Origin of the sequence: Streptomyces sp. NPDC048696, assembly GCF_043198895.1 — a bacterium.
Lineage (GTDB): Bacteria > Actinomycetota > Actinomycetes > Streptomycetales > Streptomycetaceae > Streptomyces.
In genome coordinates this window covers 99,934-122,612 of the sequence record NZ_JBICVJ010000016.1, presented here as the reverse complement: position 1 = coordinate 122,612, position 22,679 = coordinate 99,934, and the positions used below count along the sequence as shown (strand labels likewise).

At 72.1% G+C, this 22,679-nt stretch carries 16 protein-coding genes and 1 tRNA gene; 16 read left to right on the top strand and 1 reads right to left on the bottom strand.

The genetic code is table 11. The annotated features are described in order from the left end of the window. Positions 1 to 19: 19 nt before the first annotated feature. The 16 genes from ACGFRG_RS29275 (at position 20) to ACGFRG_RS29200 (ending at position 21,208) form a co-directional block, all read left to right on the top strand. Complete coding sequence (locus ACGFRG_RS29275) at positions 20 to 373, top strand: STAS domain-containing protein (RefSeq protein ID WP_188272881.1); 354 nt, start codon at positions 20 to 22, stop codon at positions 371 to 373. Between the two features lie 103 nt (positions 374 to 476). Continuing rightward, the gene (locus ACGFRG_RS29270; protein ID WP_361429526.1) at positions 477 to 914 is read left to right on the top strand and encodes an ATP-binding protein; all 438 of its coding nucleotides are present in this window, start codon (positions 477 to 479) and stop codon (positions 912 to 914) included. Positions 915 to 1,173: 259 nt separating this feature from the next. Then, positions 1,174 to 3,567: a sodium-translocating pyrophosphatase gene (locus tag ACGFRG_RS29265; protein WP_361429528.1), complete on the top strand. Its 2,394-nt coding sequence runs from the start codon at positions 1,174 to 1,176 to the stop codon at positions 3,565 to 3,567. A 189-nt stretch (positions 3,568 to 3,756) separates the two neighbouring features. Further along, positions 3,757 to 4,491, top strand: coding sequence for a small secreted protein (locus ACGFRG_RS29260; protein ID WP_361429530.1), 735 nt, complete (start codon positions 3,757 to 3,759; stop codon positions 4,489 to 4,491). A gap of 180 nt (positions 4,492 to 4,671) precedes the next feature. Continuing rightward, positions 4,672 to 6,195, top strand: coding sequence for a methyltransferase (locus tag ACGFRG_RS29255; RefSeq protein WP_393268690.1), 1,524 nt, complete (start codon positions 4,672 to 4,674; stop codon positions 6,193 to 6,195). Between the two features lie 83 nt (positions 6,196 to 6,278). Beyond that, a complete protein-coding gene (locus ACGFRG_RS29250) occupies positions 6,279 to 7,286 on the top strand; it encodes a helix-turn-helix domain-containing protein (RefSeq protein WP_361429534.1) in 1,008 nt (335 codons plus the stop codon). A gap of 75 nt (positions 7,287 to 7,361) precedes the next feature. Next, positions 7,362 to 8,369 carry an ATP-binding cassette domain-containing protein gene (locus tag ACGFRG_RS29245; protein WP_393268687.1) on the top strand — a complete coding sequence of 336 codons (1,008 nt, stop codon included), beginning with the start codon at positions 7,362 to 7,364 and terminating at the stop codon, positions 8,367 to 8,369. Then, complete coding sequence (locus ACGFRG_RS29240; RefSeq protein WP_361429538.1) at positions 8,366 to 9,148, top strand: ABC transporter permease; 783 nt, start codon at positions 8,366 to 8,368, stop codon at positions 9,146 to 9,148. Before ACGFRG_RS29245 ends, ACGFRG_RS29240 begins: the two co-directional genes overlap by 4 nt. Positions 9,149 to 9,157: 9 nt before the next feature. Beyond that, complete coding sequence (locus ACGFRG_RS29235; RefSeq protein ID WP_361429540.1) at positions 9,158 to 9,952, top strand: ABC transporter permease; 795 nt, start codon at positions 9,158 to 9,160, stop codon at positions 9,950 to 9,952. Positions 9,953 to 10,213: 261 nt separating this feature from the next. After that, positions 10,214 to 10,429 carry a hypothetical protein gene (locus ACGFRG_RS29230; protein WP_361429542.1) on the top strand — a complete coding sequence of 72 codons (216 nt, stop codon included), beginning with the start codon at positions 10,214 to 10,216 and terminating at the stop codon, positions 10,427 to 10,429. A gap of 343 nt (positions 10,430 to 10,772) precedes the next feature. Continuing rightward, a complete protein-coding gene (gene topA, locus ACGFRG_RS29225) occupies positions 10,773 to 13,577 on the top strand; it encodes a type I DNA topoisomerase (RefSeq protein ID WP_361429544.1) in 2,805 nt (934 codons plus the stop codon). Between the two features lie 116 nt (positions 13,578 to 13,693). Then, the gene (gene tmk / locus ACGFRG_RS29220) at positions 13,694 to 16,972 is read left to right on the top strand and encodes a dTMP kinase (protein ID WP_393268681.1); all 3,279 of its coding nucleotides are present in this window, start codon (positions 13,694 to 13,696) and stop codon (positions 16,970 to 16,972) included. A 137-nt stretch (positions 16,973 to 17,109) separates the two neighbouring features. Next, positions 17,110 to 18,315 (top strand): DNA polymerase III subunit delta', encoded by a 1,206-nt coding sequence (locus ACGFRG_RS29215; protein WP_361429548.1) that lies wholly within the window; start codon positions 17,110 to 17,112, stop codon positions 18,313 to 18,315. Positions 18,316 to 18,577: 262 nt separating this feature from the next. Next, on the top strand, positions 18,578 to 20,122 hold the full coding sequence (locus tag ACGFRG_RS29210; protein ID WP_361429550.1) for an alpha/beta hydrolase: 1,545 nt from the start codon (positions 18,578 to 18,580) through the stop codon (positions 20,120 to 20,122). 96 nt (positions 20,123 to 20,218) lie between these two features. Next, positions 20,219 to 20,292 (top strand) — tRNA-Thr (locus ACGFRG_RS29205). Between the two features lie 82 nt (positions 20,293 to 20,374). Then, positions 20,375 to 21,208, top strand: a complete 834-nt coding sequence (locus tag ACGFRG_RS29200; protein ID WP_393268677.1) for a potassium channel family protein — start codon at positions 20,375 to 20,377, stop codon at positions 21,206 to 21,208. Here the strand turns inward: ACGFRG_RS29200 and ACGFRG_RS29195 are convergent. Then, positions 21,153 to 22,664 carry an FAD-binding oxidoreductase gene (locus tag ACGFRG_RS29195; RefSeq protein WP_393268674.1) on the bottom strand — a complete coding sequence of 504 codons (1,512 nt, stop codon included), beginning with the start codon at positions 22,662 to 22,664 and terminating at the stop codon, positions 21,153 to 21,155. The two genes, ACGFRG_RS29200 and ACGFRG_RS29195, sit on opposite strands and share 56 nt — an antisense overlap. Positions 22,665 to 22,679 lie beyond the last annotated feature (15 nt).

Genomic DNA, 22,679 nt, shown 5'->3' with positions numbered 1-22,679 from the left:
GCAAGGTGCTGGAGGATCCGTGGACCTGTCCCTGTCGACTCGCAATGTGTCCGGCCCTGGTGGCGACCGTACGGTCGTCGAGGTCGGTGGCGAGATTGATGTGTATACCGCGCCCAAGCTGCGCGAGCAGTTGGTCGAGTTGGTGAACGACGGCAGCTACCACCTGGTTGTCGACATGGAGGGCGTGGACTTCCTCGACTCCACCGGTCTCGGCGTGCTCGTGGGCGGACTCAAGCGTGTCCGTGCCCACGAGGGCTCGCTGCGGCTCGTCTGCAACCAGGAGCGCATTCTGAAGATCTTCCGGATCACCGGGCTCACCAAGGTGTTCCCGATCCACAGCTCGGTCGATGAGGCCGTCAACGCGACCGACTGACGGCGGCCGTCCCAGGACGGCTCCGGAGGAAGGACAGGGGCACCGGGCCTCACCAAGGCCCGGGGCCTCTGAGACGTACGCCCGTATGCCCGAGGGGGATCGCATGGCCACCGTTGAACTCCGCTTCAGCGCCCAGCCCGAACACGTCCGTACGGCCCGCCTGGTGGCGGCCGCCGTGGCGCGCCGGGCTGGAGTGGACGAGGCGGTCCTCGACGAGGTGAGGCTGGCCGTCGGCGAGGCGTGCACACGCGCCGTCGGGCTGCACCGTGCGTACGGGGTGTCCGCGCCGGTGCGGGTCGTGCTGACCGAGGAGGAGAAGGCGTTCTCCATCGAGGTCGGCGACGAGGTGCCCGGTTCGGGCCCCGGGGGCGCGGCTCCCGGCGCGCGGGAGTCCGAGGACGAGCTGGACGACACCGGCGAGGACGAGATGGGCCTCGCGGTCATCAGCGGCCTCGTCGACGACGTGGAGGTCACTTCGGACGAGTCCGGCGGCGTCATCCGCATGACCTGGCCGACGACTCCGGCCCCGGCCATGCCCTGACCCTGCCCGACCGTTTTCTTGATCCCCACTGTGGAGGCCCTGCTGAGCAGGGCCTTTTTCTGTTGTAAAGATTATTTTCGCGATCCCGGATGAGGCGTCAATGCTTTTGCCCCATTACCGCTTTCGGGGGCCTTTGTGTGGCGCGATCATTTGCTGAGTAGCAACTGAAGGTCAATTCCGCTGGCCGCGCCCTGTTTTGATCGTGTTCCGCTCCCTACAATCCGTCCACATCTTGAGCTCTGAGCGTCAAGGAGGACGAATGGCGGGGCTCTTCAACCCACAAGAACTCGATCACCCCACTTCACTCGCGGCCGCGGTTCTGACCGACGACAACCGGTTGATCGTGATCGTCATCGCGGCCGTGGCCCTCGCGGCCCTGGTCGTGGCCCAACTGCTGGTCCGTCAGGTGCTGGCGGCAGGCGAGGGCACCGAATCGATGAAGAAGATCGCGGCGGCCGTACAGGAAGGCGCGAATGCCTATCTGGCCCGGCAGTTGCGCACCCTCGGCATGTTCGCCGTCGTGGTGTTCTTCCTGCTGTTCCTGCTGCCGGCCGACAACTGGTCGCAGCGCGCCGGCCGCTCGGCCTTCTTCCTGATCGGCGCGCTCTTCTCGGCGACGACCGGATACGTCGGCATGCGTCTTGCCGTTCGCGCGAATGTGCGCGTGGCGGCCGCCGCCCGCGAGGCGACCCCCGGGGAAGGCGAACCCGAAAAAGATCTCACGGCCGTCTCGCACAAAGCCATGAAGATCGCTTTCCGTACGGGCGGCGTGGTCGGCATGTTCACGGTGGGCCTCGGCCTGCTGGGTGCCTCCTGCGTCGTCCTGGTCTACGCGGCCGACGCCCCGAAGGTGCTGGAGGGCTTCGGTCTCGGCGCGGCACTGATCGCCATGTTCATGCGTGTCGGCGGCGGCATCTTCACCAAGGCCGCCGACGTCGGCGCCGACCTCGTCGGCAAGGTGGAACAGGGCATTCCGGAGGACGACCCGAGGAACGCCGCCACCATCGCCGACAACGTGGGCGACAACGTCGGCGACTGCGCAGGCATGGCGGCCGACCTCTTCGAGTCGTACGCCGTGACGCTGGTCGCGGCACTCATCCTCGGCAAGGCGGCCTTCGGCGACTCGGGCCTGGCCTTCCCGCTGATCGTTCCGGCGATCGGCGTGGTCACCGCGATGATCGGCATCTTCGCGGTCGCCCCGCGGCGCGCCGACCGCAGCGGGATGTCGGCCATCAACCGCGGCTTCTTCATCTCCGCGGTGATCTCGCTCACCCTGGTGGCCGCGGCGGTCTTCGTCTACCTCCCGTCGACGTACGCCAAGTTGGACGGGGTCTCCGACGCCGCCATCAAGAACCACGGCGGCGATCCGCGCGTCCTCGCGCTCGTCGCGGTGGCCATCGGCATCGTGCTCGCCGCGGTGATCCAGCAGCTGACCGGGTACTTCACCGAGACCACCCGGCGCCCGGTCCGCGACATCGGCAAGTCGTCGCTCACGGGCCCTGCGACGGTCGTCCTGGCCGGTATCTCCATCGGCCTGGAGTCCGCGGTCTACACGGCCCTGCTGATCGGTCTGAGCGTCTACGGCGCCTTCCTGCTCGGCGGCACGTCGATCATGCTCGCGCTGTTCGCGGTGGCGCTGGCCGGCACCGGTCTGCTCACCACGGTCGGTGTGATCGTCGCCATGGACACGTTCGGCCCGGTCTCCGACAACGCGCAGGGCATCGCGGAGATGTCCGGCGACGTGGAGGGCGCCGGTGCCCAGGTCCTCACCGACTTGGACGCCGTGGGCAACACCACCAAGGCCATCACCAAGGGCATCGCGATCGCCACGGCGGTCCTCGCGGCGGCGGCGCTGTACGGCTCGTACCGCGACGCCATCGCCACCGCGGTGAGCGACGTGGGCGCCAAGACCGACTCGATGACGCTCAGCATGGACATCTCACAGCCCAACAACCTGGTGGGCCTGATGCTGGGCGCCGCCGTCGTGTTCCTCTTCTCGGGCCTCGCGATCAACGCGGTCTCCCGGTCGGCGGGCGCGGTGGTCTTCGAGGTGCGGCGCCAGTTCCGCGAGCACCCCGGGATCATGGACTACAGCGAGCAGCCGGAGTACGGGCGAGTCGTCGACATCTGTACGAAGGACGCGCTTCGCGAGCTGGCCACCCCCGGTCTGCTCGCGGTGCTCGCGCCCATCGCGGTCGGCTTCACCTTCGGCGTCGGCGCGCTCGGCTCGTATCTCGCGGGCGCGATCGGCACCGGCACGCTGATGGCCGTCTTCCTCGCCAACTCCGGTGGCGCGTGGGACAACGCCAAGAAGATGGTCGAGGACGGCAACTTCGGCGGCAAGGGCAGTGAGGCCCATGCCGCGACCGTGATCGGCGACACCGTCGGCGACCCGTTCAAGGACACCGCCGGACCGGCCATCAACCCGCTGCTGAAGGTGATGAACCTGGTGGCGCTGCTCATCGCGCCCGCCGTGGTCAAGTTCAGCTACGGGGCGAACGCCAGCGCCGGTGTGCGGGCGGTCGTCGCGGTGCTCGCGTCGGCCGTCATCATCGGCGCGGTGTACGTGTCCAAGCGGCGCGGAGTGGCCGTGGGCGACGAGGGCAACCACGAGATGACCGCCAAGTCACCTGACCCTGCGGTCGTTTCCTAGCGACACCTCGGCAAGAGCGGGCGGGCAGTGCGAATTGACGCGCTGTCCGCCCGTCGCGTTGTGGCCGTGAGCCTTGTCTCCCTTGGTGCAAATGGCTGCAAATGCCAGCAGATCCGGCGTACGACACGCGGTTGTCGCCCACTTGGCGTGTATGTTCCGGGGCCGAGAGCCTTGGAAGGGACCGATCCGGTGAACAAGAAGCTTGCGGCCGCACTGTCCGGCGGTGCGGTACTGGTGCTCGCGTTGTCGGCGTGCAGCAGCGACGACTCGGACAAGAAGGTGAAGGACTGGGCCAAGACCTTCTGTGACCAGGCCCAGCCGCAGATCAAGAAGATCACTGACGCCAACGCCGCCATCGAGAAGCAGACGGCGGACGAGAGCAAGCCGGCCGATGTCCAGAAGACGGACTCGACGGCCTTCCAGCAGATCTCGGACGCGTACAAGGAGCTGGCCGCCAGCATCAACAAGGCCGGTGCCCCGCCCGTCAAGGACGGCGACAAGACGCAGCAGGAGGCCGCCAAGGAGCTGGCCGCCTCCTCCGCCTCGTACGCCGACCTCAAGAAGAAGGTCGACGCGCTCGACACCGGCGACCAGGCGAAGTTCGCCGACGGCCTCAAGGGCGTCGCCGACCAGCTGAACACCATCAGCAAGAGCAGTGACGACGCCCTCAAGAAGCTGGAGTCGGGCGACCTCGGCAAGGCGATGCAGAAGCAGCCCGGCTGCCAGAAGCAGACGCCTTCCGCGTCCTCCTCCGCCTCGCCCGCGGCCGGCGGCGGCGCCTCCAAGGACGCGTCCCCGGCGGCCTCCGCCGCCAAGGGCGCCAAGCCGTCGGAGTCGGCCAAGCCCTCGGACTCCGCGAAGCCGTCGGAGTCGGCCAAGCCGTCCGACTCGGCGAAGCCCTCGTCCTCGTCGAGCGGCCAGTAGCTCCAGCGGCGACCAGCGCAACGCGCGCGTCCGCCGCGCCGGCCCCGTGCCTTGTGCGGCGGCCGCCACGCGCGCGTGGAGCGGCTCGACGCCCCGCGCGCACGCCCTTTTCGGACGGCCCGGACCCATGTGGGTGCCGGGCCGTGGGTGTTTGTCAGTGCCAGCCGCCACAATGGCCGGGTGAGTACGACCAGTGTTTCCGCCAGTTCGCCCGCCGGCCTGCCCGTGCCCGACCGCGCCGCGCGGCTCCGCGACGCCCTGCTCGCGGCCGACTTCACCGCCGACGGGCTGCTCGACCTGCTCGGCGCGCCCGCCTACGCCGCGCTGGCCCGCAGTGAGACGGTGCCCGCCCTGCGCGCCACGCGCGGCGGATCGCCGCTCGACACGCTGGTGCGGCTCTTCCTGCTCCAGCAGCCCGTCGCGTACGAGGCCGCCCGCGCGGCCCTGCCCGGGGACGAGGCCCTGGAGGACGGCTGGATCACCCGCACGGGTGGAGAGGTGCGGGCCGCGGTTGACGTGCGTCCGTACGGCGGCCCGGCGGGCGAGGACTGGTTCATCGTCTCCGACCTCGGCTGCGCCGTCGGCGGCGCCGGTGGCGCGAGCGGCCGCGACGAGGGGATGGTGCTCGGGGTCGGCGGCGCGTCCACCACGCTCGCCGGGCTCACCGTGCGTACGCCGGTGGCGTCCGCCCTTGACGTCGGCACCGGCTCCGGCATCCAGGCACTGCACGCGGCACAGCATGCGACCCGGGTCACCGCCACCGACCTCAACCCGCGCGCGCTGTCCTTCACCCGGCTCACCCTCGCCCTGTCCGGCGCGCCCGAGGCGGAGCTCATCGAGGGCTCGCTCTACGAACCGGTGGGCTCCGCCACGTACGACCTGATCGTCTCCAACCCGCCGTTCGTCATCTCGCCGGGCGCGCGTCTGACGTACCGGGACGGCGGCATGGGCGGGGACGATCTGTGCCGCACGATCGTTCAGCAGTCGGGAGCCCGGCTGAACGAAGGGGGATACGCACAGTTCCTCGCCAACTGGCAGCACGTCGAGGGCGAGGAGTGGCAGGAGCGGCTGCGCTCCTGGGTGCCGCGCGGCTGCGACGCCTGGATCGTGCAGCGCGAGGTCCAGGACATCACGCAGTACGCGGAGCTGTGGCTGCGGGACGCCGGGGACCACCGCACCGACCCGGAGCAGTACGCGGCGCGCTACGAGGCGTGGCTTGAGGAGTTCGAGGCGCGCAAGACCAAGGCGGTCGGGTTCGGCTGGATCACCCTGTACAAGTCGGGCTCCGAACAGCCGTCGATCACGGTCGAGGAGTGGCCGCACCCGGTCGAGCAGCCGCTGGGCGACACCGTGCGCACCCACTTCACCCGCCAGGAGTACCTGCGCACCCACGACGACGCGGCGCTGCTCGCCTCCCGCTTCCGCCTCGCCGACGAGGTGGTCCAGGAGCAGGTCGGGCTGCCGGGCGCCGAGGACCCCGAGCACGTGGTGCTCCGGCAGAACCGGGGCATGCGCCGGGCCACCACGGTGGACACGGTCGGCGCGGGCTTCGCGGGCGTCTGCGACGGCCAGCTGGACGCGGGCCGGATCCTGGACGCCATCGCCCAGCTGCTCGGCGAGGACGCGGTGCTGCTGCGCGACCGCACTCCGGAGGCGATCCGGATGCTGGTCGGACAGGGCTTCCTGGAGCCGATGGACGACTGACGGGCGGCCGCGCGGGGGAGCGGCGGGCCGACTCGGCGGACCGACGGGATGGACCGAGGCCGGACTGACGGGAGGGGACACGCATGATCCGGATCGAGCTGGACGAGGCGGCGCTCGGGGCCACCCGCATAGCCGTCAGCCCGCTGTGGGAGGCGTTCTGCAGCCTGCATCTCCTGCTGCCGCACCGCCGGCCCTCCTGGCCGTACCAGGAGTGGGCGCTGCGCGCGCGTGAGGTGATCCGGGAGGACGAGCGCGTGCGCCCGCTGCGCGAGCTCCTTGAGGGGCCGCTGAACTTCCCCGATTTCATCCTGCCGCAGCCGACCGGCACCCACTCGGTGTACGAGGAGACGGCCCAGGTCCGGGCCACCCCGCCGGAGGTCGTCCGTGCGCAGCTCGCCGAGCACTACGCGGGCCTGGACGACCACCCGGTGGCGCGGCCCTACCGCGAGGACCCGCAGGCGGCCTGCGCGGCGCTCGCCGACGCGTACGAGGCGTACTGGGAGGGGGCGCTGGCGGACCTGTGGCCGACCATGCGGCGCCTCGTCGAGGACGAAGTCCTCGTCCGGGCCCGGACGTTCGCGACCGAGGGCGTCGACGCGCTGTTCGCCGGTCTTGAGTCACGGGCCCGCTGGGAGCCGCCGGTCCTTGAGCTGACCAAGCACATAGACGCCGAGTACCGGGCCGGGGAGCGGCGGCTGCTCCTGGTGCCGCTGGTCTTCGCCGAGGGCTGCCGGCTCTACTCGACGGACGACCCCGAGGTGCTGGCGGTCTCCTTCCAGGCGCGCGGCGCGGGCGCGCTGCGGGAACCGGCCGAGCCCCTGGCGTCCGCCGAGGACCGGCTGGGGATGCTCCTCGGGCGCGGCCGGGCGGCGGTGCTGCGGCAGTTGGGCGGCCCGCTGACCACGGCCGGGCTCGCGGACCGGCTCTCGCTGGCCCCGAGCACCGTCTCGGAACATCTGTCCGGGCTGGCCGAGGCCGGGGTGGTCACCCGGCACCGGGTCGGCCGCAGCGTCTACTACCAGCTGACGGACACGGGCCGCTCGCTGCTCGCCCTGCTGTCGGGCGAGGACGTGCTGCGGGCGGTCGGCTGAGGACGCGCGCGGGCGACGATTCGGGGCGCGCCGAATCAATGGCCGGGGGCGATACGGGCCCCTAGCGTCGCGGACATGACAGCGATTGAAGTGCGTGAACTGCGCCGCACGTACACCTCCCGTACGGGCTGGCTGCGGCCCCGCCGGGTGGAGACCGAGGCGGTGCGCGGGGTCAGCTTCGACGTCGGAGAGGGGGAGCTGTTCGGGCTGCTCGGGCCCAACGGCGCGGGCAAGACCACCACCATCAAGATGCTCAACACCCTGCTGCTGCCGACCTCCGGCACGGCCCGGGTGCTCGGCCACGACGTCGCCCGCGACCCCGTCGCCGTCCGCAGACGCATCGGATACGTCTTCGGCGGCGACCGGGGCCTGTACGAGCGGCTGTCCGCCCTCGACAACCTGCGGTACTTCGCCGAGCTGTACGGCGTCGAGCCGCGCGAACAGAAGGCGCGGATCGCCGAACTGCTCGAACTGGTCGGACTCGACGGACGCGAACGCGAACGCGTCGAGGGGTACTCGCGCGGCATGCGGCAGCGGCTGCACATCGCACGCGGCCTGCTGCACCGCCCCGACGTGCTCTTCCTCGACGAGCCGTCCATCGGCGTCGACCCGGTCGCCGCGCGCGACCTGCGCCGCACCGTCGCCGACCTGAAGGCGGCGGGCACCACGGTCCTGCTCACCACGCACTACATGGCCGAGGCCGACGAACTCTGCGACCGGATCGCCGTCATCGCGGGCGGCGCCATCCGGGCGCTCGGCACCCCCGACGAGCTCAAGTCCCGTATCCGGGAACGGGACGTCGTCGAGCTGGAGGCGTACGGCGCGGACGAGGCGGCCCTTGAGCGGCTGCGGCGGCTGCCCGGGGTGCGCGGCGTCGCCGCCGAGGAACGGGGCGCCGCACAGGCCGTCACCGTACAGACCGACCGGGGCGCCGACGTGCACGGACAGGTGCTCGCCTCGCTCGACGGCATCCGCGTCGGCCGCGTCGTCACCCGCGAACCGACCCTGGAGGACGCCTACATCGCGATCGTCGAGGACGCCGACGCCCCCGCGCGGCCCGTGGCTCGCGAGGTGACCGCGTGAGGCGGCTGCTGCGGGTCGGCCGGCTCGTACGCGTCGGCGTGCGCACCCACGTCACCTATATGTCGCGCTCGCCGATCGAGATCACCTTCGCCGTCCTGGTCCCGCTCGTCTACGCCACCCTCGCCGTCTACCTCTTCCGCGCCGCCGGCGACCCCGACCGGCTGCTGACCGCCTCCGTAGGCGCCGGGCTCATGGGCATCTGGTCGTCGGTGCTCTTCGGCTCGGGCGGCGCCGTCCAGAACCAGCGCTGGCTCGGCACCCTGGAGACCCTGGTCGTCTCCCCGACCCGGCTGCCGCTGATCCTGCTGCCCATCACCCTCGCCACCGCCGTCATCGGCACCTACGCCATGGTGGCCACCGTCGGCTGGGGATGGCTGCTGTTCGGCGTGCCGCTCGACTTCGCCCACCCCCTCCTCTTCCTCCTCGCCGTACCGGTGTGCGTGCTCGCGCTCGGCATGACGGGGCTCCTGCTCGCGGCCACCTTCGTCCTCCTGCGCAACGCCAACGCCCTGGCCAACCCGCTGGACGCACCCGTGTGGATGCTGTCCGGCATGCTCGTCCCGATCGGGTCGCTGCCCGGCTGGACCCGGCCCATCTCCTGGATCCTGCCCACCACTTGGGGCTCCCGCGCGGTCCACGCCGCGACCTCCGGCGGCGACGTGCTCGGCCCGATGGGACTCGCCCTCGCCCTCGGCGCCGCCTACGCGCTGCTCGCCGTCGCTGTCCTCGGCCGGGTCGAGCGCCGGGCCCGCGCCGCCGCCACCCTCGCCCTCGCCTAGGAGCCACCGATGCTGCGTCAACTCATCCGCACCGGACGGCTCGTGGTCGTCGGCGGCGCCATCTCCTACCGGGCGCTCTTCAACTGGACCACCCCGCCCATGTTCATCGGAACGCTGCTGGTAGGCCCCGTCCTCCAACTTCTCTTCTTCGTCTTCCTCGGCCGGGAACTCGGCGTCGCCGACGACCGTTTCTACCTCATAGGAAACGCCGTACTCGCCTCCTCCACCGCGTGCGTGTACGGCGGCACGATGGCCGTCTCGAACGAGCGGCGGTTCGGCACGCTGGGCGCCGTCCTGCTCTCGCCGAGGCGCCGCGCGCCCCTGTGGTTCGGCCGCGCCCTCCCGTATGTCCTCAACGGGCTGGTGGTCAGTGCCTTCACGCTCGCCGCCGCGTGTCTGGTGCTGGGGCTGAGCCTGCCCGCCGGGGCGGTGCCCGGGCTCGCCCTGGTCCTGGTCGCCGCAGCCGTCGCGTGCTCGGCGTTCGGGCTCGCGCTGGGCGCGCTGGGGCTGCGCTTCCGGGACGTGTTCCTGGTGTCGAATGTGGCCAGTTCGGCACTACTGCTGCTCACCGGTGCCAATGTGCCGCGTGCGTCCCTGCCGGGATGGATGCGTACGACAGGTGAGGTACTGCCGCTCACCCATGCGGCGGGTGCGGCCCGGCGGCTCGCGTCGGGTGGCGCTACCGCATGGCGCCAGGTCGGGGCGGAACTGGCGGTGGGCGCGGGCTGGGCCGTGCTCGCGGTGCTGCTGCTGACCGTCTTCGAACACGGCAGCCGCCGCCGGGCCACGCTCGACGTGATGTGACGTGGGCGGGAGGGGAGGGGGAGGGGGAGTGGGGTGGGGGGGAGGGGATCCCCCCCGTAGGGTCCGATTTCGGCCAACAAATGCCCCTCCCCACCCCCTCCCCACGCCCCTCCCCACCCCGCCCCAACACACCCCCCGTCCCCCGCTGGGCCGTATGGAGGTGTGCCCGGATGCGCCGGGATGTGCCATGGCGTGCGCCGAGGTGTGCCCGTTCACCTGGAGTTCGCCGGGGCTCTGCCCGGGGGTGCCAGGATCCGCGCCATGAACGGGATGGGTGGGGCGGAGGCGGCTCCGGCCGTGTTCGCGGGGACGGTCTTCGTACTGTTCGGGGGCGCGCTGCTGGCATGGACGGGGGCCCGTGTCCGGCATCGCGAGCCGGTCGCGGACGAGGGCGGTCCCGCGGTGTCGGCGGCGCTGGCGACCTGCTTCGGCGTGGCGTTCCTGGTGGCCGGGGTGTGGTGCTTCACACGCCTGTGACGCGTCGGCGGCGCGGCGGGCGGATCGTCGGCGATCATGCCGGGCAGTAGTGCCGACCCGCCGGGTCGGCTGCCGGTCCGGCCGGGGCGATGCCCGGGTCGGTGACCGGGTCGGTGACCGGGTGGGCACCAGGACGCGGGCCCGGCTCGGCGCTGGGACGAAACGCTTTTCACAACGTTGTCGGACGGTCCAGGCGGCAGATTCGCCGTAAGTCGGGTTACCGTTCGAGTGGCCGCTGCGGGCTTTTGCTGTTTGACACGGGGGCGGGTTGTACCGTCACACTCCGCAGCGACCGTACAGCTCGTACGTGCCACCCGAGTGCCGACCGGAGAGAAGAGCGAAGTTGTCCCCGACCAGCGAGACCGCAAAGGGCGGCCGCCGACTCGTCATCGTCGAGTCTCCTGCCAAGGCGAAGACGATCAAGGGCTACCTGGGCCCCGGTTATGTCGTCGAGGCGAGTGTCGGGCACATCCGCGACCTGCCGAACGGCGCCGCCGAGGTGCCCGACAAGTACACCGGCGAGGTGCGCCGCCTCGGCGTCGACGTCGAGCATGACTTCCAGCCCATCTATGTCGTCAACGCCGACAAGAAGGCGCAGGTCAGGAAGCTCAAGGAGCTTCTGGCCGAGTCCGATGAACTCTTCCTCGCCACCGATGAGGACCGCGAGGGCGAAGCCATCGCGTGGCATCTGCAGGAAGTCCTGAAGCCCAAGGTCCCGGTCCACCGGATGGTCTTCCACGAGATCACCAAGGACGCGATCCGGGACGCCGTCGCCAACCCGCGCGAGCTCAACCAGCGCATGGTCGACGCCCAGGAGACCCGCCGTATCCTCGACCGCCTTTACGGCTACGAGGTCTCGCCGGTGCTGTGGAAGAAGGTCATGCCGAGACTGTCGGCGGGCCGTGTCCAGTCGGTGGCGACCCGGCTCGTGGTGGAGCGGGAACGCGAGCGCATCGCTTTTCGTTCTGCTGAGTACTGGGACCTGACCGGGACGTTCTCCACCGGCCGGGCGGGCGACGCCTCCGACCCGTCCTCGCTGGTGGCACGGCTGGCGACGGTCGACGGCCGCCGTGTGGCGCAGGGCCGCGACTTCGGTCCCGACGGACAACTGAAGAGCGATGTCCTCCACCTCGACGAGGCGAACGCCCGAGCCCTGGCGGCCGCTCTCGCCGACACGGCCTTCGCCGTGCGCTCGGTGGAGTCCAAGCCGTACCGCCGCTCGCCGTACGCCCCGTTCCGTACGACGACGCTCCAGCAGGAGGCCTCCCGCAAGCTCGGCTTCGGGGCCAAGGCCACCATGCAGGTCGCCCAGAAGCTGTATGAGAACGGCTTCATCACCTATATGCGTACGGACTCCACCACGCTGTCCGAGACGGCGGTCTCGGCGGCCCGTGCGCAGGTGACGCAGCTGTACGGCGCGGACTATCTGCCGGAGAAGCCGCGTACGTACGCCGGGAAGGTCAAGAACGCGCAGGAGGCGCACGAGGCGATCCGCCCGTCGGGTGATCGTTTCCGCACTCCGGCGGAGACCGGTCTGACCGGCGACCAGTTCCGGCTCTACGAGCTGATCTGGAAGCGGACGGTCGCGTCCCAGATGAAGGACGCGGTCGGCAACTCCGTCACCGTGAAGATCGCGGGCCGGGCGAGCGACGGGCGGGACGCGGAGTTCACCGCGTCCGGCAAGACGATCACCTTCCACGGCTTCATGAAGGCGTACGTCGAGGGCGCCGACGACCCGAACGCGGAGCTGGACGACCGCGAGCGGCGCCTTCCGCAGGTCGCCGAGGGCGACGCGCTGTCGGCCGAGGAGATCACGGCGGACGGCCACGCGACCAAGCCGCCGGCGCGCTACACCGAGGCGTCGCTGGTCAAGGAGCTGGAAGAGCGCGAGATCGGGCGGCCGTCGACGTACGCCTCGATCATCGGCACGATCCTCGACCGCGGCTACGTCTTCAAGAAGGGCACGGCGCTGGTCCCGTCGTTCCTGAGCTTCGCCGTGGTCAACCTGCTGGAGAAGCACTTCGGCCGGCTGGTCGACTACGACTTCACCGCGCGGATGGAGGACGACCTCGACCGCATCGCGCGCGGCGAGGCGCAGGCGGTGCCGTGGCTGAAGCGTTTCTACTTCGGTGAGGGCGAGGGCGGCGCGGCCTCCGACGCCGGGAACGGCGACGGCGACCACCTGGGCGGTCTCAAGGAGCTCGTCACGGACCTCGGCGCGATCGACGCGCGCGAGATCTCCTCGTTCCCCGTGGGGAACGGGATCGTGCTGCGGGTCGGCCGCTACGGGCCGTACATCGAGCGCGGTGAGAAGGACGCCGAGGGCCACCAGCGCGCGGACGTGCCGGAGGACCTGGCGCCGGACGAGCTGACGGTGGAGCTGGCGGAGGAGCTGCTGGCCAAGCCGAGCGGCGACTTCGAGCTGGGCGCGGACCCGGTGAGCGGCAACCAGATCGTGGCGAAGGACGGCCGGTACGGGCCGTATGTCACCGAGATCCTGCCCGAGGGCACGCCGAAGACGGGCAAGAACGCGGTGAAGCCGCGTACGGCCTCGCTGTTCAAGTCGATGGCGCTGGACACGGTCACGCTCGATGACGCGCTGAAGCTGATGTCGCTGCCGCGTGTGGTGGGCGTCGACGCCGAGGGCGTGGAGATCACCGCGCAGAACGGGCGGTACGGGCCGTACCTGAAGAAGGGCACGGACTCGCGGTCGCTGGAGTCGGAGGACCAGCTCTTCTCCATCACTCTGGAGGAGGCGCTGGCGATCTACGCCCAGCCGAAGGCCCGTGGGCGCGCGGCCGCCAAGCCGCCGCTCAAGGAGCTGGGCACGGACCCGGTGAGCGAGCGTCCGGTGGTCGTGAAGGACGGCCGCTTCGGCCCGTACGTCACGGACGGCGAGACCAACGCGACGCTGCGGACCGGCGACAGCGTGGAGGACATCACGCCGGAGCGCGGCTACGAGCTGCTGGCGGAGAAGCGGGCGAAGGGTCCGGCCAAGAAGACGGCCAAGAAGGCGCCCGCCAAGAAGGCCCCGGCGAAGAAGACCGCGGCCAAGAAGACGGCCGCGAAGAAGACGGCGGCCACGGCCAAGAAGGCGCCCGCCAAGAAGACGGCGGCGGCCGCGAAGAAGGCGGCCCCGGCCGAGTAGGACGGCTCAAGGGGGCGGCTCGCCCATGGTTCCTGCCGGGACCGTGGGCAAGCCGCCCCCGCCCGTATGTTCGGGCGGGCCCGCAAGGACCCGGGGGGTCCGGATAGGCTGGGCGGATGACGCGAGCCGAGCAGCCCCACAGCTCTGAAGGCGCAGGGGGGACCCCCACGGGCGTGAGCCCCACCTCCGACGCCCTAGCCGCAGACTCACGCGAGCGCGCCGTACGCGCCCTGTTGCGCATCCCGTCGCTGCGGCGGCTGTGGAGCGCCCAGTTCGTCGGCGGGGTCGGTGACGCTCTCGCCGTACTCGTGCTGCTGCTGCTCGGGCTCCAGGCGGCGGTCTTTGAGGACGCCCTCGGCGGCGGCTACCGGGGCGCGGCCTTCGCCGTGGCCGCGGTGTTCGGCGCCCGCCTGGTCGCGACGGTGCTCTTCGGGGCGGTGCTGCTCGGCCCCGTCTCCGCGCTGACTGTGCCCAGCGGTCCCCTCGACCGGCGCTGGACCATGATCGGGGCGGACGGCGTACGGGCCGCGCTCTTGATCGTCGCGCCGCTGTGGATCGACTGGACGCCCGACAACGCGCTGGTGTTCATCCTGGCCACGGCCTTCGTGGCGGGGGTGGCCGAGCGGTTCTGGACGGTCGCCAAGGAGAGCGCGGCGCCCGCGCTGCTGCCCGCGCCCCCGCTGGAGGGTGCCGCCGTGCGCCCCCTGCCGGACCATGTGGACGCGCTGCGGCGCCTGTCGTTGCGTACGACGTTCGCGGCGATGCCCACGGCGGCCGTCGCGCTGCTCGTCGCGGCTCTCGTGAGCAAGGGCCTGGGCAAGGGCGTCGACTGGTTCTCGCTGCACCAGGCGGCCCTCGGCTCGTATGTGGCGGCGGGTCTGTTCGCCGCGTCCGTGTCGGTCCTGGCGATGCTCCAGCTGCCGGACACACAGACGCCACGCGCGCGTTCCCCGCTGGAGGGGCTGCGCAGGCCGTCGACCGCCGGCGGGCCCGACAAGGGGCGTACGGGCGCGGTTCCGCTGCTCGTACTGGCCTGCGGCGCGGTCGCCGGGGCGATCGCCGCGGCCGCGGCCGTCGCCGTGCTGCACGCCGCCGACCTGGGCGGCGGCCCGGCCGCGTTCGCCCTGCTGATCCTCGCGCTGGTCGGCGGCACGGGCGTCGGCGTCCGGGTGGCGCCGAAGGTGCTGCCGGTGCTGTCGCGGCGGCGGCTGCTGGCGCTGGCGATCGCCGTCACCGGTGTCGCGCTGCTCGCGATGGGCCTGGTGCCGGACACGGCGACCGTGCTGTTCATCGCGCTGGCCGCCGGTGTCACGGCCGGTGTCGCCGCGAACAGCGGGCACACGCTGATCGACCAGGAGACCGAGGAGTACCGCCGGGCCCGCACCACCGATCACCTCCAGGCGGTCGTACGGGTCGCGATCGGCCTCGGCGCCGTCCTCGCGCCGCTGGTCGCCGCCGCCATCGGCCCGCACCGGCTCGCCGGGGACGGCTTCGTCTTCGCGCACGGCGGCGCGGGCTTCACGCTGATGCTGGCCGGTGCGCTGCTGCTGCCGGTCGCCGCGGTGGTGCTGGCCAAGACCGACGACCGGCAGGGCGTGCCGCTGCGGCGCGATCTGCGGGACGCGGTGCGCGGCGCCGACCCGGCCCAGGCCCCGGCCGCCACCGGCTTCTTCATCGCCCTGGAGGGCGGCGACGGCGCGGGCAAGTCCACCCAGGCGCAGGCGCTGGCCGAGTGGATCCGGGCCAAGGGCCACGAGGTCGTGGTGACCCGCGAGCCGGGCGCGACGCCGGTCGGCAAGCGGCTGCGCTCGATCCTGCTGGACGTCTCCAGCGCCGGGCTCTCCAACCGCGCGGAGGCGCTGCTGTACGCGGCGGACCGCGCCGAGCACATCGACTCGCTGGTGCGCCCCGCCCTGGAGCGCGGCGCGATCGTCATCTCGGACCGCTACATCGACTCCTCGGTCGCCTACCAGGGCGCCGGGCGCGATCTGTCGCCGACCGAGATCGCCCGGATCAACCGCTGGGCGACCGGCGGTCTCGTACCGCATCTGACGGTGCTCCTGGATGTCGCGCCGGAGACCGCGCGCGAGCGGTTCACGGAGGCGCCGGACCGCCTGGAGTCGGAGCCGCCCGAGTTCCACGCGCGCGTACGTGCCGGGTTCCTGACCCTCGCGGCCGCCGACCCGTCCCGCTATCTGGTGGTGGACGCGGGCCAGGAGCCGGAGGCGGTCACCACGGTCGTACGCCATCGGCTCGACCAGATGCTGCCGCTCTCCGAGGCCGAGGTGAAGGCCCAGGAGGAGGCGCGCAAGGCCGCCGAGGAGGAAGCCCGCCGCAGGGCCGAGGAGGAGGCCGCGCGCAAGGCCGAGGAGGAGCGCCTGGAGCGCGAGCGCCAGGAGCAGCTCGCCAAGCTGCGCGCCGAGGAGGAGGAGGAGCGCAAGCGGCTGGAGCTGGAGGAGGCGCGCCGCCGCGAGGAGGAGCGCCAGGCCGAGGAGGCCCGCCGCAAGGCGGAGGAGGCCAGGCGGCTCGCCGAGGAGGAGCGCCTACGGCGCGAGGCGGAGGCCAAGGCCGCCGCGGCCGAGCAGGAGCGGCTGCGCAGGCTGGCGGAGGAGCAGGCCCGGCTGCGCGCCGAGGCGGAGGAGCGCCGCCTGGAGAAGCAGCGCAAGGCCGAGGAGGCGCTGCTGCGGGCCGAGGAGGCCCGGCGGCTCGCGGAGGCGGCGGCCGCGGCCGCCGCCGCGACGGCCACCGCGGCGACCGAGTCGGCGTCGGCCGCGGCCACGCGCGCGAGGTCGAAGGCGGCGCCGGAGTCGGACTCCGAGGTCACGGTGGCGACGCCGGTGGTGAGCCCCGAGCCGGGCGCGAGCGACGGCGAGGTCACCCAGGAGGTGCCGGTGCCGGGAGCCGACGCGGGTTCGGGAACGGCCGGAGCGGAATCGGCCGCCGGGGACACCGCCGGGGAGGCCAAGGCCGCCGCTGACATCGCCGAGACCACGGTTCTGCCGCAGATCCCGGCCGACGCGGCCGAGACGACGGTGCTGCCGCCGGTGCGGGACGCCGACGAGACGGCCGTGCTGCCGCCCGTACGCGGGCAGGCCCCGGGGCGCGGCGCGCAGCGGCCCGTACGGGGCACGGACGCGGACCGCTTCCCGCCCGGCATCTTCCGCGACGAGCGGGCCGCGCGGGGCGAGAGCCCGGAGAACGACCGGACGCGGGAGCTGCCGCAGGTCGACCCGGAGCAGCTGCGGGCCGAGCCGGAGCAGGGGCGCGCGGCGCGGCCCCGGCGGCGTTCGGACTGGGCCGAGGAGACCCCGCTGGACGATCTGCCGACGCTCGCCGACGAACTGCTCGGGCCGCACGCCGACGACGATGACGACCGGCGGGGCCGCCGCCGCTGACCTGCGGGGGAGCGGTGCGGGACGGGATTGTCAGACCCCTGCCCCACAATGGGGTGCGTAACGGGGACGTACGGGTCGGAACGCGGAATTCGGACTCCGGGCGCTGGATCGCGCACAGAGCGGGGAGGCGGTGAGCCATGACGGTGTGGGACGACCTGGTCGGGCAGGACCGGGTGCAGGAGCAGCTGGCCGCCGCCGCGCGGGACGCCGACGCGCTGGTCACCGCCGTGTCGGCGGGGGCGGCGCTGCCGGACGCGTCGAAGATGACGCACGCGTGGCTGTTCACCGGTCCGCCGGGGTCGGGCCGTTCCACGGCCGCGCGCGCGTTCGCCGCCGCGCTGCAGTGCGTCAGCCCGGACCGGGCGCTGGGCGGCGTGCCGGGGTGCGGGTTCTGCGACGGCTGCCACACCAGCCTGGTCGGCACGCACGCGGACGTGGAGATCGTCCGTACGGATCTGCTCTCCATCGGCGTCAAGGAGACCCGCGATCTCGTCCGCAGGGCTCAGCTGTCCCCGGCTGTCGGCCGCTGGCAGGTGATCGTCCTGGAGGACGCGGACCGGCTGACCGAGGGCGCCGGCAATGTGCTCCTGAAGGCCGTGGAGGAGCCCGCCCCGCGCACGGTGTGGCTGCTGTGCGCGCCGTCCCTGGAGGACGTGCTGCCGACGATCCGCTCGCGGTGCCGCCACCTGACGCTGCGGACGCCGCCCGTGGAGGCCGTGGCCGACGTGCTGGTGCGCCGCGACGGCATCGCGCCCGAGGTCGCGGCGGCCGCTGCCCGCGCCACGCAGGGGCACATCGGCCGGGCCCGCCGCCTGGCCACCGACGAGGGCGCGCGCGCCCGCCGCGCCGCCGTCCTGAAGGTGCCGCTGCGGGTCGAGGACATCGGCGGCTGCCTGAAGGCAGCGCAGGAGCTGGTGGACACCGCCGCCGAGGACGCCAAGCAACTCGCCGAGGAGGTCGACGTCAAGGAGACGGAGGACCTGAAGCAGGCCCTGGGCGCCCAGGCGGGCGGCCGGATGCCGCGCGGCACCGCCGGGGCGATGAAGGAGCTGGAGGACCGCCAGAAGCGCCGCAAGACGCGTACGCAGCGGGACAGCCTGGACCTCGCGCTCACCGACCTGACCGGTTTCTACCGTGACGTACTGGCGATACAGCTCGGCGCGCGCACGGCACTGGCGAACGACGACGCGCGCGAGGCGGTGGACCGGATCGCCCGGGGCTCCGGTCCCGAGGCCACCCTGCGCCGCATCGAGGCGGTCCTGGCCTGCCGCGAGGCGCTGGACCGCAACGTGGCACCGCTGCTGGCGGTCGAGGCGATGACGGTGGCGCTGCGGGCGGGGTGAGCCGAGGGGCGGCGGCCCGGCCGGAAGGGTGAGGCGACCCGTCCACTTGGTCGACCCGTCCACCGGGCCGACCCGTCCACCGCGTCGGGCCGCCCTGGCGGGGGCCCGTACGCCGGGCCGGGCCGAGCCGCACGCCGGCCGGGTCGATCCGTACGGACCGGCGGCGTCGATCCGCACACACGGTTGACCGGCCTCACTCGTACGAGCCGTCGTCCGCCCACGGGCAGGGCACTTCGTGTCACCGGGCGGTTACGCTCCCGGGATGGACTCCAGGCGTCTGCTCCGTTCCTCCGCCATCGCCGCCGTGACCGCCGGACTGCTCGTCTCCGGGTGCTCGTCCGGGGGCTCGTCCACCACCGCGACAGCGTCCACCGCTTCGGTCGGCGGCGCCCAGACGTCGGCCGCACTGCGCACGTACTACCAGCAGAAACTGAGCTGGCGGGCGTGCGGTGTGCCCGGCTTCGAGTGCTCCACGATGAAGGCGCCGCTCGACTACGCGAAGCCCGCGAGCGGGTCGGTGAACCTCGCGGTCGCCCGCAAGAAGGCCACCGGCCCGGGCAAGCGGATCGGCTCGCTCCTGGTGAACCCGGGCGGCCCCGGCGGCACGGCGGTCGGCTACCTCCAGCAGTACGCGGGGCTCGGCTACCCCGCTCCCGTGCGCGCCCGGTACGACATGGTGGCCGTCGACCCGCGCGGGGTCGCCCGCAGCGAGCCCGTCGAGTGTCTGACGAGCCAGGAGATGGACGCGTTCACGCAGGTCGACCAGACCCCCGACGACGCCGCCGAGAGGACGGCCCTGGAGAACTCGTTCAAGAACTTCGCGGCGGGCTGCGAGAAGCACTCCGGGAGGATCCTGCCGCATGTCTCCACCGTGGAGGCGGCCCGTGACATGGACATCCTGCGGGCGCTGCTCGGCGACGAGAAGCTGCACTACGTGGGCGCTTCCTACGGCACGTTCCTGGGCGCGACCTACGCCGAGCTGTTCCCGGACCGCACCGGGCGCCTGGTTCTGGACGGCGCCATGGACCCGTCCCTGCCGGCGCTGGAGATGAACCGGGACCAGACGGCGGGCTTCGAGACGGCGTTCCAGTCGTTCGCGGCGGACTGCGTCCAGCGCAAGGAGTGCCCGCTGGGCACGAAGTCGGTGGCGGACGCGTCGGCGCGGCTCAAGGCGTTCTTCCGCGAGCTCGACGCGAGGCCGGTCGATACCGGCGAGACCCGCAAGCTCGGCGAGGCGCTGGCCACGACCGGGGTGATCGCCGCGATGTACGACGAGACGACCTGGCCCGAGCTGCGCACCAGCCTCACCCGCGCCCTGCGCGGCGACGGCGGCGGCCTGCTGACCCTCGCCGACTCGTACTACGAGCGGGACGCCGACGGGAAGTACGCCAACCTCATGTACGCCAACGCGGCCGTGAACTGCCTGGACCTGCCCCCGGCCTTCACCGGCCCGGACGCGGTCGCCGCCGCGCTCCCGTCCTTCGAGAAGGCGTCCCCGGTCTTCGGCGAGGGCTTCGCGTGGGCGGCCCTGAACTGCGCGTACTGGCCCGTGAAGGCGACCGGCGCCCCGCACCGGATCGAGGCGAAGGGCGCGGCCCCGATCGTGGTGGTCGGCACCACCCGCGACCCGGCCACCCCCTACAAGTGGGCCCAGTCCCTCGCCTCCCAGCTCTCCTCGGGCCGCCTCCTCACGTACGAGGGCGACGGCCACACCGCGTACGGCCGGGGCAGCGACTGCATCGACACCGCGATCAACACCTACCTCCTGGAGGGCACACCCCCGCCCGCCGCCAAGAAGTGCACCTGAGCTGCGCGAGTCCCTCGAACAAGGGTGGTCAGGAGCACCCCCGGAAACTGTGTAGACTTGGCCGCGTTGCTGATCGCACCATGGTGCGGACGGCGCGCCGCCTTAGCTCAGTTGGCCAGAGCAACGCACTCGTAATGCGTAGGTCTCGGGTTCGAATCCCGAAGGCGGCTCGGATTAACCCCAGGACTCACTCGCCGTGACCTGGGGTTTTTTCATGCCCGGGGGCATGCCGAGCCGTACCACGGGGGTGCCGTGGAAGGGCGGGCCCTGGACGGGCGGACCGATGACGTCGGCCAGGACGTGCAGGCTCTCGTGCGGCCAGGCAGAGTGCCAACAATCTGCCGGTCTGCTCGCACAGCACGTGGAAACCGAGGTGACCTCTGTGCGGACGATCACCTGCCGCGCCGCAGCCGGGAACGCCGAGGTGAAAGCGGCCCCGGCCTGGCTCCTGCTCACCGCGGTAGGGCTCCTGACCGGCTATTTCCTGCTTCCCATGGACCGCAGGCTCTCCGAGAGCGTGGTCGCGGCCCTCGCCGTCGGACTCGCCGCGCTGCTGGCGCTGTTCGTGTGGCAGATCCGTCGCATCATGCGCTCGCCCACCCCCCAACTGCGGGCGGTCCAGGCACTCGCCACCACCAGCCAGCCGCCTACTACCTGCTGGAACGGGCCGACCCCGGCAGCTTCAGCGAACCGCTCACCAGGACCGACGCCCTGTACTTCACCCTCGTCACCTTCAGCACCGTGGGATACGGCGACATCACCGCCCAGAGCGAGGCCGCCCCGATCGTCACCATGGCGCAGGTGACCGGCGATCTCCTCCTGCTCGGCGTCGCCTACACGGATCGTCGTCACGGCCGCGCGGGCCGGTTCCGGCGGAGGCGGGACGCGGGACACCGGCCGCTGAGGACGTCACCGGGTGACAGCGGCGGACAGTGCCGTACCGGTGCGTACCGGTACGCCGTGGAAACAAAGGCCGGGTCGGATCCTGGTCCGACCCGGCCTTCGCGGGCTTCCCGATGCCCGGGTGCCGTCAGTCGATGCCCTGCGCGAACGAGAACGTCCCGTACGGGTCGTACTTCGACTTGAGGTACGACAGGCGGGGGTAGTTCTCGCCGTAGTAGGCCTCGCGCCAGTCCGCCAGCTTCGGGTCGATGAAGTTCTGGTAGGACTCGCCGCGCGAGATCGGGTCCACCGCCGCGAAGCCGTTGTCGCAGAAGCGCTGGGCCGAGTCGAGTTCGGCGCCGGACAGGACTCCGTACGCGAAGCTGTAGTACGACGTCAGGAGCGTGCTGTCACGGTGGACGTACGCCGTCGCCGTGCGCGAGACCGTGTTCGCGGCGCCGCCGAGCGCCACGATCTCGAACATGTGGAAGTGGCCGGCCGTGCGCTCGGTGTCGAAGACGCCGACCATCCGGGCCCAGTCGGACTCGCTGGGCGACTCGCTCAGCAGGCGGCCGCGGCCCAGCGCGTTGCCGAACGGGGCGAGCTTGCCGGTCGCCGGGTCCCAGGTGTTGTTGTGGCACTGCTGCTGCGAGTACGAGCCGCAGCCGAAGATCTTCATCATCGCGGACTGGTACGTGTCCGTGTAGATGTTCTGCTGGATGGGGCTCGCGCCGGTCGCGGCGATCAGACGGGCGATCTCCGTGTCGAACTCCGCGCGCGTGCCGACCGACGCCACCTGCAGTACCACCAGCGGCGCGGCGCCCGGCTTCGCGTCGAACAGGTCGATGTTGGAGCGGCTGCCGAACGTCGTCGGCGCGCCCTCCAGCCACTGGGTCAGGCCGTGCAGCGCGCCGACCGCGTGGTCGTAGCTGTAGGTCAGTTCGGCGAAGTGCAGGGTCGGGACCGCCGCCGGGGTCACCGTGTACTGCGTCACGATGCCGAAGTTGCCGCCGCCACCGCCGCGGATCGCCCAGAAGAGGTCCGGGTTCGAGGTCGCCGAGGCCGTCACCTGGCGGCCGTTGGCCAGGACCACCTTGGCGGCCGTCACCTTGTCCAGGCCCAGGCCGTGCTGGCGGGTGAGCAGGCCGACGCCGCCGCCCTGGAGGAAGCCGCCGAGCGCGACGGTCGGGAACAGGCCGCCCGGGATCGCCAGGCCGCTCGCGCCGAGGCCGTTGACGACGTCGACCAGCTGCGTACCGCCGCCGACGGTCGCCGTGCCGGAGCCGGGCGTCACCGTGTTCAGCCGCGAGACGTCGATGACCAGGCCGGTCGTGGTCGAGTAGCCGCCGCCGCTGTGGCCGCCGCTGCGCGCGGCGACGGGGATGTCGTGGTACTGCGCGAAGATGAGGCTGTTGGTCACGTCGTTGGCGTTCGCCGCGTACACGACGGCCTGCGGGTTGGTCAGGCTGAACTGGGCGTACTCGACGGTCTTGGCCGTCTGGTACGAGGAGTCGGACGGCAGCACCAGCGTGCCCGTCAGATTCGCGCGCAGCCGGTCCCACTGGCTGGTGGTCGTGGCGGTCGCGGTGGTGAACCCCGACAGGGACAGGGCCGCGGCCCCGGCCCCCGCCATCCCGATGAACGACCTGCGTGTGATCATTCCTTGCTCTCCCCT

Excerpts from the sequence above, each read along its gene's own strand:
- ACGFRG_RS29250 (WP_361429534.1), top strand. The coding sequence starts at position 6,279 with ATGATCCGGATCGAGCTGGACGAGGCGGCGCTCGGGGCCACCCGCATA.
- ACGFRG_RS29245 (WP_393268687.1), top strand. The coding sequence starts at position 7,362 with ATGACAGCGATTGAAGTGCGTGAACTGCGCCGCACGTACACCTCCCGT.
- ACGFRG_RS29265 (WP_361429528.1), top strand. The coding sequence starts at position 1,174 with ATGGCGGGGCTCTTCAACCCACAAGAACTCGATCACCCCACTTCACTC.
- ACGFRG_RS29235 (WP_361429540.1), top strand. The coding sequence starts at position 9,158 with ATGCTGCGTCAACTCATCCGCACCGGACGGCTCGTGGTCGTCGGCGGC.
- ACGFRG_RS29215 (WP_361429548.1), top strand. The coding sequence starts at position 17,110 with ATGACGGTGTGGGACGACCTGGTCGGGCAGGACCGGGTGCAGGAGCAG.
- ACGFRG_RS29270 (WP_361429526.1), top strand. The coding sequence starts at position 477 with ATGGCCACCGTTGAACTCCGCTTCAGCGCCCAGCCCGAACACGTCCGT.
- tmk (WP_393268681.1), top strand. The coding sequence starts at position 13,694 with ATGACGCGAGCCGAGCAGCCCCACAGCTCTGAAGGCGCAGGGGGGACC.
- ACGFRG_RS29230 (WP_361429542.1), top strand. The coding sequence starts at position 10,214 with ATGAACGGGATGGGTGGGGCGGAGGCGGCTCCGGCCGTGTTCGCGGGG.
- ACGFRG_RS29195 (WP_393268674.1), bottom strand. The coding sequence starts at position 22,664 with ATGATCACACGCAGGTCGTTCATCGGGATGGCGGGGGCCGGGGCCGCG.
- ACGFRG_RS29210 (WP_361429550.1), top strand. The coding sequence starts at position 18,578 with ATGGACTCCAGGCGTCTGCTCCGTTCCTCCGCCATCGCCGCCGTGACC.